This is a genomic window from Acinetobacter portensis, assembly GCF_010646905.1.
GTDB classification, from domain to species: domain Bacteria; phylum Pseudomonadota; class Gammaproteobacteria; order Pseudomonadales; family Moraxellaceae; genus Acinetobacter; species Acinetobacter portensis.
Genome location: NZ_JAAARQ010000002.1, coordinates 1,538,754 through 1,550,420, shown reverse-complemented (window position 1 = coordinate 1,550,420; position 11,667 = coordinate 1,538,754). Strand labels below are relative to the sequence as shown.

At 35.1% G+C, this 11,667-nt stretch carries 10 protein-coding genes; 5 read left to right on the top strand and 5 right to left on the bottom strand.

Annotated features, from left to right (window positions below; all coding sequences use genetic code 11):
* Positions 1-10: 10 nt before the first annotated feature.
* Together GTK57_RS07385 and lpxO are read right to left on the bottom strand one after the other, a co-directional pair.
* On the bottom strand, positions 11-427 hold the full coding sequence (locus GTK57_RS07385; RefSeq protein WP_163122228.1) for a PH domain-containing protein: 417 nt from the start codon (positions 425-427) through the stop codon (positions 11-13).
* Positions 428-550: 123 nt separating this feature from the next.
* A complete protein-coding gene (lpxO, locus tag GTK57_RS07380) occupies positions 551-1,465 on the bottom strand; it encodes a lipid A hydroxylase LpxO (RefSeq protein ID WP_163122224.1) in 915 nt (304 codons plus the stop codon).
* 475 nt (positions 1,466-1,940) lie between these two features.
* Between lpxO and fadB the strand changes: the two genes are divergently transcribed.
* On the top strand, positions 1,941-4,094 hold the full coding sequence (gene fadB / locus GTK57_RS07375; protein WP_163122207.1) for a fatty acid oxidation complex subunit alpha FadB: 2,154 nt from the start codon (positions 1,941-1,943) through the stop codon (positions 4,092-4,094).
* 12 nt (positions 4,095-4,106) lie between these two features.
* The gene (gene fadA / locus GTK57_RS07370) at positions 4,107-5,279 is read left to right on the top strand and encodes an acetyl-CoA C-acyltransferase FadA (protein ID WP_152873323.1); all 1,173 of its coding nucleotides are present in this window, start codon (positions 4,107-4,109) and stop codon (positions 5,277-5,279) included.
* Positions 5,280-5,325: 46 nt separating this feature from the next.
* Here the strand turns inward: fadA and GTK57_RS07365 are convergent, their stop codons facing one another.
* The 3 genes from GTK57_RS07365 to GTK57_RS07355 form a co-directional block, all read right to left on the bottom strand.
* On the bottom strand, positions 5,326-6,738 hold the full coding sequence (locus GTK57_RS07365) for a VWA domain-containing protein (protein ID WP_163122204.1): 1,413 nt from the start codon (positions 6,736-6,738) through the stop codon (positions 5,326-5,328).
* Entirely contained in the window at positions 6,726-8,219 is a 1,494-nt protein-coding gene (locus tag GTK57_RS07360; protein ID WP_163122200.1) for an AAA family ATPase, read from the bottom strand. The genes GTK57_RS07365 and GTK57_RS07360 overlap by 13 nt, the downstream gene beginning before the upstream one ends.
* A 225-nt stretch (positions 8,220-8,444) precedes the next feature.
* Positions 8,445-9,194 (bottom strand): hypothetical protein, encoded by a 750-nt coding sequence (locus tag GTK57_RS07355; protein ID WP_163122198.1) that lies wholly within the window; start codon positions 9,192-9,194, stop codon positions 8,445-8,447.
* Positions 9,195-9,436: 242 nt separating this feature from the next.
* On the opposite strand from GTK57_RS07355, the gene GTK57_RS07350 reads away from it, so the two are divergent.
* The 3 genes from GTK57_RS07350 to GTK57_RS07340 all read left to right on the top strand — a co-directional run bounded on the left by GTK57_RS07350 (position 9,437) and on the right by GTK57_RS07340 (position 11,660).
* A complete protein-coding gene (locus tag GTK57_RS07350) occupies positions 9,437-10,138 on the top strand; it encodes a DsbA family oxidoreductase (RefSeq protein ID WP_163122195.1) in 702 nt (233 codons plus the stop codon).
* A 171-nt stretch (positions 10,139-10,309) separates the two neighbouring features.
* A complete protein-coding gene (locus GTK57_RS07345) occupies positions 10,310-10,495 on the top strand; it encodes a hypothetical protein (protein ID WP_163122192.1) in 186 nt (61 codons plus the stop codon).
* A gap of 10 nt (positions 10,496-10,505) precedes the next feature.
* Positions 10,506-11,660: a hypothetical protein gene (locus tag GTK57_RS07340; protein WP_163122190.1), complete on the top strand. Its 1,155-nt coding sequence runs from the start codon at positions 10,506-10,508 to the stop codon at positions 11,658-11,660.
* Positions 11,661-11,667 lie beyond the last annotated feature (7 nt).

Below are 11,667 nucleotides of genomic sequence, written 5' to 3'. Positions count from 1 at the left end.
TTTCACGGCATCAAGTGTTTAAAACCAAATCTAAAGCCTGATGAAACGCTTTTTGATCTTTAGGTGATACCAATACAAATTTGGTTTTACCGTCTTTCACATAATCTATTTTTAACCGATCTAAAGATAATGCAGGCGATGCTATTGAATTATTTGTTGCAGAAATACTTTGAATGTCTGTACGTTTAATTTTCCACGTTAAAAACATACAGTGAATTGTTAAATATTCTTTATCTACAACATAGCGTGTATTAAAAATGGGCCACCAAATAATAAATATCGTGATGATATATGTTGCAGCATGTATCGGATAAGCCGAAATATTCCCCTTCGCTTGCATAGTCACAAGCAATTGAACAAGCAAACCTGTCATACAAACTAAAAATGCTAAAACCCACCATTCTTTTTTTGATCTAAATTTTTGCATGAATATTCACCTTATTTTGTTTCATTCTATCTGATTAAGGCTAAACGCTCAAAGTGATAATTTGACTAAATTTCAGCCATAAAAAAACGCTCCGAAGAACGTTTTTAATATCGTACAAATATTTTAAAAAACATAAGGACGAATAAAAATAAGGAAGAAAGCACCAAACATTAAGAACCATTTCAAGAAGTAGTATAAGCCTCTATTGGTTTGCTTTAATGCTTTTGCTTTTACGCGGATTTGGTAAATGTAACCAAATGCTTTATTTAAACCACCTGTCTTATCACCCGATTCATTGGGTGAACTTGCCGCAGTCATCACGCTTTTACCAAACCAATGATTAAAACGTTCCATGAGCTTAGACTTTAATGGACGTTCAACATCGGCAAAGAAAATAATACGGTTTTGATCTGTGGTGTTTTCAGCATAGTGAATATATGTTTCATCAAACACAACACTTTCACCATCACGCCAAGAATAGCGTTCACCATCTACATCAATAAAACAACGATCATCATTGGGTGTGATTAAACCCAAGTGATAACGTAATGAGCCTGCATACGGGTCGCGGTGACGAACCAAACGGCTATCAGGTGCTAGTTCTGTAAACATTGCTGCTTTAATCGATGGCAATGTTTTCAAAAGTTCGGTTGTTTTTGGACAAAGCTCAGAAGCAGATGGATGTGCAGAATCGTACCATTTGAGGTAAAAACGCTTCCAACCCGTTTTGAAAAATGAGTTAAAGCCTAAATCATCATATTTTTCAGAGGCTTTAATACCGCCTTGTTCGTATAAAGCTTTCGCTTCATCACGAATCATTTCCCAATTTTCATCTAGCACTTTTAAATCTTTAAAATGTTGCGTATCGATATAAGGCTGATTAGGCACTTTCGAAAACTTGTACATTAAGAAGTTAATAGGTGCCAGAATTGTTGAATGGTCAAAAAATTGACGATAAAAAGTATGGCGAACCTTACCACGGCGTTGAATATATAATGCAGAGGCAATAAAGATTGCCAAAATAATCCACTTGATCATAAGACTACCTACGAATATTTTTAGTTTGTCTTATTCAATGTAAAGACATTAGTAATTGTTAAAAATTATACCAAATTTAGAACACAATACACACTTTCGCCTTGCGAATGCTGTGTTCTATTTTTAATGTTCAATATAAAATTTTTACTCAATTGACTTTTTTGACTAAAAACGTAGCCAAATAAAACTTGAATTTTCAGACAAACATCCAATATAAATTATTATGAAACTGTTAAAAAATTGAACTGAAACAATTATTTCATAGTATCTATAGAGAGCAAGCTAAATCTTTTAAATATCAATGCAAGCAAAGGTTAAATATAAATTCATGACCCTTGCGTCACGGCTTGATACAACTTGTTATGTTCTTTTTAGCTATAGTTATCGTAAGATTAGCGAAGTATACGGTGCGCGGGAAAGCGCATACGCTTCAAAACATCAACTTAGAAGTCCTCCAAAATAAAGGAGATCAGGCATGATCCACGCTGGCAATGCCATTACCGTCCAAATGCTTTCGGACGGAATTGCAGAATTCCGCTTTGACTTACAAGGTGAGTCGGTCAACAAATTTAACCGTGCAACAATTGAAGATTTTAAAGCTGCAATTGATGCTGTTAAAGCAAATAGCGATGTTAAAGGTTTAATCGTTACAAGCGCAAAATCTACATTCATCGTTGGTGCAGATATCACAGAATTTGGTGCTAACTTTGCCCAAGGCGAACAAGCGATTGTGGATTGGGCTTTGCCTGTTCATGACATCTTTAATTCTTTCGAAGATTTAAACATCCCTAAGGTTGCAGCTATTAATGGCATGGCTTTAGGTGGTGGTTTCGAGATGTGTCTTGTTTGTGACTACCGTGTCATGTCTGAACAAGCGCAAGTTGGTTTACCTGAAATCAAACTGGGGATTTTCCCAGGCTTTGGTGGCACGGTTCGTTTAAGCCGTGTCATTGGTATCGACAATGCAGTTGAATGGATGGCAATGGCTAATCCTAAAAAACCTGCTGCTGCACTGAAAGATGGTGCTGTTGATGCTGTTGTTGTTGCTGACAAACTTCAAGATGCTGCCATTGACCTTGTTAAACAAGCAATTGCAGGTCGTTTAGACTGGAAAGCAAAACGCCAAGAAAAATTAGATCCTGTTAAATTAAGCCCAATCGAACAAATGATGGCATTTAACTCATCTAAAGGTGCTGTTCTTTCTAAAGCAAATCCTGCGCAATACCCTGCTCCAAAATTACTTTTAGATTCGTTACAAGCAGGTGCAAGCCTTCCACGTGATGAAGCTTTAAAAATTGAAGCTCAAGGTTTTGCTAAAGCTGCGATTACACCACAAGCAGGTGCGTTGATTGGTTTATTCATCAACGACCAAATTGTGAAAAAAACATCTAAGCGTTATGAAAAAGGCGCGCATCCTGTAAACCAAGCGGCTGTTCTTGGCGCGGGTATCATGGGTGGTGGTATTGCTTACCAAGCGGCAAGCAAAGGCACACCAATCATCATGAAAGATATTGGTAACCCACAATTAGCTTTGGGTATGTCTGAAGCGAACAAGTTGTTGACTAAACAAGTTGAACGCAAAAAAATGACCCCTGCGAAAATGGGCGAAACTTTAGCGCGTATCCGTCCTACTTTAAGCTTAGAAGAGTTTAAAGAAGTAGATATCGTGATTGAAGCGGTGACTGAAAATCCAAAAATCAAAGCTGCGGTTCTTGCCGATACTGAAAAATCAGTACGTGAAAACACAATTATTGCATCGAACACATCGACAATTTCAATTACGCGTTTGGCTGAAAGCTTACAACGTCCTGAAAACTTTGTCGGTATGCACTTCTTTAACCCTGTTCACATGATGCCATTGGTAGAAGTGATTCGTGGTGAAAAAACATCTGCTGAGGCAATTGCGACTACTGTTGTATTAGCTCAGAAAATGGGTAAAACACCAATCGTTGTGAACGACTGCCCGGGCTTCTTGGTAAACCGCGTATTGTTCCCTTACTTTGGTGCGTTCGACCTTCTTCTTAAAGATGGTGCTGACTTCCAACAAATTGATAAAGTGATGGAACGTTTCGGCTGGCCAATGGGTCCTGCTTACCTCATGGACGTTGTTGGTATTGATACTGGCGTTCACGGTGCAGAAGTGATGGCGGAAGGTTTCCCTGACCGCATGAAGCCTGACTTCAAAGGTTCTATTCAAGTGATGTACGAAAACAAACGTCTTGGTCAAAAGAATGACGTTGGTTTCTACAAATACGAATTAGACCGTAAAGGCAAAAAAGCCAAAGTGGTTGATCCTACTGCATATGAACTTGTTGCTTCTGTTGCGACTTCTGAAAAACGTGAATTTGATGCTCAAGAAATCATTGATCGTATGATGCTTGCTTTCTGTAACGAAACTGTTCGTTGCCTAGAAGACAACATTGTTGCGACAGCTTCTGAAGCAGATATGGCGATGATTATGGGTGTAGGCTTCCCTCCATTCCGTGGTGGTCCTGCGCGTTACATCGACCAAACAGGTGTTGCTGAATACGTTGCGCTTTGCGACAAGTATGCTCACTTAGGTAAAGCTTATGAAGCGCCACAATTGTTGCGTGACATGGCTGCTAACAACAAAAAATTCTACGGTTAAGGAGCAACGTGAATGGCTACTTTAAATCCACGTGACGTTGTCATCGTTGATGGCGTACGTTCAGCAATGGGTAAAACCAAAAATGGTATGTTCCGTAATGTTCGTGCTGACAGCTTATCTGCTGAATTAGTTCGTGCATTGGTTGCTCGTAACCAGTTTGATACCAACGAAGTTGAAGATGTAATTTGGGGCTGTGTAAACCAAACGCTTGAACAAGGGATGAACGTTGCACGTAACATCGCTTTGTTAGCAGATTTACCAAAAACTGTTGCAGGTCAAACTGTAAACCGTCTTTGTGGTTCTTCTATGCAAGCAATTCATACCGCTGCTGCACAAATTGCAACGAACCAAGGTGATATTTTCATTATTGGTGGCGTAGAGCACATGGGTCACGTAGGGATGATGCACGGCATCGACCTTAACCCTGAAGCATCTAAGCATTATGCAAAAGCGTCTAACATGATGGGCTTAACGGCTGAAATGTTAGGTCGTATGAATGGCATTACGCGTGAAGAGCAAGATGCGTTTGGTGTTGAATCTCATCGTCGTGCTTGGGCTGCAACGCAAGAAGGTCGTTTTAAAAACGAAATTATTGGTGTTGAAGGTCACGATGCAAACGGCTTTAAACAGCTTTGCGATATTGATGAAGTGATTCGTCCCGATTCAAATCTTGAAGCTTTTGCTGCTTTGCGTCCTGTGTTTGATCCTAAAGGTGGTTCTGTAACGGCAGGTACTTCTTCAGCATTGTCTGATGGTGCTTCTGCAATGTTATTAATGTCTGCTGAACGTGCTCAAGCTTTGGGTCTTAAGCCTCGTGCTGTGATTCGTTCTATGGCGGTTGCAGGTTGTGATGCTGCAATTATGGGTTATGGTCCTGTTCCTGCAACTCAAAAAGCGTTGAAGCGTGCTGGTTTAAGCATGGCAGATATTCAAACGATTGAGTTGAATGAAGCGTTTGCTGCTCAAGGTTTGTCTGTAATGAAAGGCTTGGGTATTTATGACAAGCAAGACATGATTAACTTGAATGGTGGTGCTATTGCGCTTGGTCATCCATTGGGTTGTTCGGGTGCGCGTATTACAACAACGTTGTTAAACGTAATGGAACAACAAGATACACAAATTGGTTTAGCGACGATGTGTATTGGTTTGGGTCAAGGTATTGCGACAATTATTGAACGTGTTTAACTCTTAAATACTTCGTTAAAAGAAACCCCGCTTAGTGCGGGGTTTTTTATTTGATTAAATTTACTATTTCAGTCACAGAACTATTTCTAGGATTAAACAGCCATTCTCTATCAAAGTAATCTCGAGAAAATTCATTAATTGGCGAATATCCTATAACTAGTGAAAAAAACTGATTTTTATTTTCCTTCGCTACTTTAACTCTGTTATGAGTTTTTGTATCCAAAGATGCCATTATAAAATCTGATACCACAAGAATATCCGCTTTTTTATAGCTTTCTTTTTCAAGTAATTGCAATGCATAAGCTAAAGCAGGTGCGACATCTGTTCCACCACGAAACGACATTTTTAAAAAATCTATAACACTTTTTAATCCATTTTCACTCGTCAATTCTAATGCTTCAATTGATGTTGAAAAATTGATTAAAAAGCACTTCCGTTTCTCTTTCATTGCTTGAATTGCAAAATACAAGGCTGTTGCTTTAGCAATATATTCTGGTGTGCCATTCATCGAACCACTTGTATCGATACATAAGATCATCGGTCCTTTTGAACCATCACAGACTTCTATATCCTGTTCAATCGTGTCTTTATAGGGTTGTAATCCTTGCATTTCAAAGCACATCAGATTGGATTCTATAAATTTTAAATCAAACAAAAATTCAGTCTCAGGATCGGATAATAATGCTAACTCAGAAGGCAAAACCAATTCTAAATCCTTCGCTAATTTTATGCCTATGATTTCCTCTCTGGAATTTATATCAGGAATATAAGTTTCAATACTTAGAGACTGAGAAATAATTTTTTTATCTTCTGCAATTTTAGCACTTTGAATTTTACCCAAAACATTTAAAACTTCTGCCAATGAAGCATTGTTTCTCAGATATTCTGCCCATTGTTTAAACTGAGCAATATCTTGTGCTGTTAAATTGCCTTTGGAATAATCTAAGAATATCCCTGTTTCCAAGCCTAGACTGTCGGTCAGTTTTTTTAACTCTTCTAAATCTTGTAATTGCTTTATAAACTCATCAATAAACTTTTTTCTCAGTTCATCAATCTTTTTTAAATCCCATTCGGCAATTTGTTGATCTAAATTTTTCTTCCAATCACCTAATAAGTGAGACATAAGTTTTTGCTTGTTCACTTTAGGTTTTTCAAGTTCTTTTTGCCAATATGAAGTAGAGTCGGGTAACCCTGAAAATTTCAAAAACTCCTTGTACCTCTGAATACTATTATTTAAGTTAGATACATCATTTTGAGCAATATTTTCATATTGCTCTTGATATAGATAATAAGGATTTTCTATAAAAATTTGACGTTCAACTTGTTTAGACCAATCTTTCGTTTCCTTGTCTAAAAGCTGTTGGATTTTTTCATGCTCAAGCCATTCTGATACAGAGTATTTATGCGTAGCTTCCTGCAGAACTTTCTTTGTATCTTGAAATAAATTTAATTGATACATAATGATTTTAAACGCTCACTATCTTTAATATGTGTTTCCAATTTTCCAATTTGTTTATCAATATTTTTAAGTAGAAAACTTAATTCATCCTCAGCTACAAATAGTGATTTAAATTTTTCTTTTAAAGTTTCATTTCTATTATGTACATTTTCTAAAGCTTTCTGTAACTGAGTAAGATTATTACTCACCTCATTATCTAAAGCGATGATTAAACGTTCATTAATTTCTTGTTTTTTTGTTCCTTTTTTAAATTGAACACTCGGGGTTTTCTTTTCTTCTCTATTATAATAGTGTCTGGACTTAACGGTACAAGTCCCTGATTTATTAAAATTACACTTATAGGAACTTTGCTGATTTCCATTTTTATCAATTGGATAAAAATCTTCATCAGTTCCTTTTAAATTAGCTTCTACATAAATATCTTGATTATCAAACTTAAATCTAAAATACTCCTTTCCAGCTATTGTATGTGTTAAATAAACATCTTCCGTATAGTACAATTCATTTGTAATTTCTTTCTCAAGAGATTGATTTTTTGAAATTAAGATCTCTATATCAATACCTGTATCCAAACCATTTTTAGTTAGACTTTGTTCGATAATTTTCTGAATCTCTTTAAAGTCATCTGATTTATTCCATAAGCAATATTTCAGTAAAAATATTTCACTTAAAATGACTTCTTTACGCCCATTAAAAAAGGCAGCAGCTTTAAGTAAATAAGCAGCTCTTTGCCAACGACGATCTGAAATATAAATTTTTTGATTTTCAGGTAAATCAGCTAGCTTTTTACGAACCATTAATATGATATTTGTAACTTCTTTACTGAATTTAACCTCATGAATATCTTTTTTCCATTTTTGCCATTCATCTTGTTTAATTAATAAATTTTTTTCTAAATTAACATCAGAATCAGTTGGTTTCGAACAAATTAAATTTAAGAAATTTTCATTATTTTTAATGGGTTCAACAATTAAACGTAGAATAAAGCGATCATATAAAGCATCCAAACCCTGATTTTCAGCAGGAATTTCATTTGATGCAGAAATTAAAGCCTTCAAAGGTACATGAATAATTTCATCACCATTTTTAAATAACTTTTCATTTACCAATGTAAGTAAAGCATTCAAAATTGCAGGACTAGATTTCCAAATCTCATCTAAAAAAGCAAAATCTGCATTCGGTAAATATTGTTCAATTTTTCTTGTATAGCGATCTTCTTTTAAAGTTTTAATGGACACAGGACCAAAAACTTCTTCAGGCGTACTAAAGCGATTCATCAAATATTCAAAATACTTTGGTTGTTCAAAAGCCTGAGAAATTTTTCTTGAAATTAAACTTTTTGCAGTACCTGGGGAGCCAAGTAAAAAAGTGTTTGTTCCTGAAAGTGCGCCTAAGAAAGCCAAAGAAGTAATATGTTCCCTTTCATACATATCCTCTGATAATTTTTTTACAATTTGTTCAATTCTTTCATTCAGCTTCATAGTTCAACTTATCTTAAATTGTTAATTAAAAAGTAATTTATTTAATAATTACAAATTAATACTTAAATGTTAAAACTTCAACCGAATATTAATTTTTTAAAATTTTAATACACTTATCAAGTATCCACACTTGGTAATATTATAAATTTCATTTACTCATTAAATTATTTTGTGAAATATCGCATTAAAAAGGATGCATCCGCATCCTTTTTTAAATCTCAAACTCTACAAATTCGCCTCTATCGCTTTCTGATTTTTTTGACTTACTTTCTTCATTTGCTTATCTAACTCAAGCATTTCCTTATAAATTTGATTAAACTGCTTCACGTGATCATCACCCTGAAACATGAACATATTGTTCTTCGCTTGCCACTTACTCTCTTTTAAAATGGCGAATAAAGCCTGTGCTTTCGCAAAACTTTGCTGTTCAAGTTCAAATAACTCTTGCCCATTATTTTGCTTCACCACTTCTTTAAAAGACTCGGTTAAATAACGACGAAAACGCTGATTCACATTTAAATGTTTTGCTTCGTTTAACGCCACTTCATCATGCCTTGCCATACTTTCTTGGTAATGTGTAATCACCTCTTTTACGGCAATAAACATAATTTCCGTTTCTTCATATTTATTCTTTTTATCTTGTTCTAAGCGGTTTACATCTAAAAATTTATGCCAATTTAAAGCTTTTAATTCACGTAAATAAGTATTTCGAGCTTCAGCACTTTGCACCATAAAATTTAGTACAAAATCTGCCATAATTTTATAATCGCCCTCTAATTCTGGCGTGTTTAAATCTACAGAAATTGGCTTTTGCCACTTTTGTGCAGCTTCAAAAATCAATTGACCTTTATCTTGTATAACAGATTGATAAACTTCTAGTTGTGCCAATTCATTTTGCTGAACTTTATATTGATAAATCAAATATCCAAAAATACTCAATGTCACCGCAGCAATAACCAATATCACGCGTTTCATGTTTTCTCCTATACAAAGGTATAGTCAAATTAAAACTCATAATTGCATGTTTTTTATACAAAATGCAATCTTTAACGGAAACAACACTTTATTTTTAAAGGCTTTATAGAATTAGAATTTATCGCATAAATACGTTAAATTTTTATGATGTTTTGTACATTTAACCGCTAATTGTGAATTTCATGCTTTAATTTATGCAAAGTATCCCCATTTTAAAAATATTAATGAATAAGAGAATGCTCATGCGCGTAGATATTTGGTCAGATGTGGTTTGCCCATTTTGTTATATCGGCAAAAAAAGATTAGAAAAAGCTGCAACTGAAGCAGGTGTAGAACTTGAAGTACATTGGCACAGTTACCAATTAGACCCTGAAGCACCAGTTCGCCAAGAAATTTCAAACTCTGAACGCTTAGCGCAAAAATATGGTCGTACACTTGCTGAAGTTGAAGAAATGCAACGCAATATTGCAGCTATGGCAAAAGAAGAAGGAATCGATTTTAACTGGGAAGGTGCAAACTCAGGTAATACCTTTAATGCGCACAGAATCATCCACCTTGCTCAAAGCAAAGGTTTAGGTTCAGAAGCCAAAGAAGCTTTCTTCTTTAGCTATATGACTCAAGGTTTGCCTATTGGTGAACGTGAAACTTTAGAAGACGTTGCATCTCGTATTGGTTTAAACCCTGTAGAAGTCGATGACCTATTGAATTCTGATGAATATGCAGACTTTGTAAAATTCGATGAAGAAGTTGCACGTGATCAACTACAAGTGACAGGTGTTCCATTCTTTGTATTCGATCAACGCGTTGCTTTAGCGGGTGCACAACCAACTGACGTATTTAAACAAGTCATGGAAAAAGCTTTAGAAGCGCCTGCTGCAACAGAAGCGAATACTGAAGATGCACCAACGTGTGCAGATGATCAGTGTGAAGTTCCAAACAAATAAAATTTATTTGTATGAAAAAGCCATCTATTTAGGTGGCTTTTTCTTTGCATTCTTCGCTTGATTGATTATCATGCAGATGCTCTTCTAAGTCATTGATTCAATATATTGTTCATAGATCAAAACTCTCCTTTAACCATGAACTTAAATCACGTTTAACCCTTCGAGTTCATTATGCACTTACCTATTTTACAAGCGCTTATTCGAAATGAAATTCCACCACAAGCAATTAATATTCAGCATTTAATTGAAATGGCTGAAAAATATCAAAATCCACAATCTTCAGAATATAAGCTGGTTGAATTGGCATTGAATATTGTTTTAGGTCGTTATTTAGAAAAGGTAAATAAGCTCCTTTGAGCCAGATATAATGAACAATATTGATAAAGTAAAACTCATTCAAGAACTACATGATCTAATCGCTCGTTTAGAACATGGTTCACTTTCTCTTTTTGAAACCGTTCAAACAAAAAAGCGTATACAAGATATTTGCATTCGATTTGATGAACCTATTTTTCAAAAACATCTTCCTCAAAATTTTGTAGAAAATGAAATTAAAATTCTTAGCTCCGATTTTACTCAGCGTGGCTCAACAACGGTACAGAATCAAATAAAAAATCCGCCGAAAAGCGCAGTAAAAACCGTTCCATCTCCTTTAGTAAGTAACATTTCAGAACAATCTAAAACTTTAGAGCTAGATGATTCTTTAACAATTACCCAACCTATTACAAAGCATATTCAAGAAAAATCTGAAGATAGTTTTCCCGAATTAACAACAGAAACCAAAGCTTTAACAGAAATATTAGCAAGCAATCATAGCCTTACTCAGCTTAATCAAATTTCTATAGATGGCGTAGATTTTCCTGTTACGCCAGTCACTTTAAACAATATTCAGCCCTCTATTTATCATTTGCCTGTTCAAACAAATTCTTCAAGTATTATTCTTGTGAATATAGCTGATATTGAAAACCTCATTCATCGCCCTATTTTTATGGCAGAAGAAACCACAAATACAGGAAGCTTCACTCAATATATTATTTATATGGGTGCGGAAAATGAAATAGAAGCAATTCGCTTGCTCACAGATTATTGCTCGAATTCAGCACGAAAATTATCTGCAATTCGTACCTTAAAATGGCAAGATTTGAAAGATTCGCTTGCTCGGAATGAAGCTCTTTTTAAAGTTTATATTTCCTCAACCTCGATCATTTTTCAGAAAGATAATTACTTCCCTTTTATTCCAAAAAGCATGGTAACAAATCGGAAGTTTATTTTATTCGATGAGGCAGAAGCTCAAATTGAAACTCCTGTTATCTTCTTAGAAGAACGCGGGAAAATTCGCTTAATTTGTGGAAAAAAACGATTACTATTGGATGAACATGAAATTTCATATCCTTATGTCACCCTTACACGTCAACAAGGCTTAAACTGGCAAATTATTCAAGAAACAATTGCATCCTTAACACAGCCTGTTATCACTTTAGATTTATTAAATGCTCTAAATGCACGTATAGAAAATAAATAAATTTAAG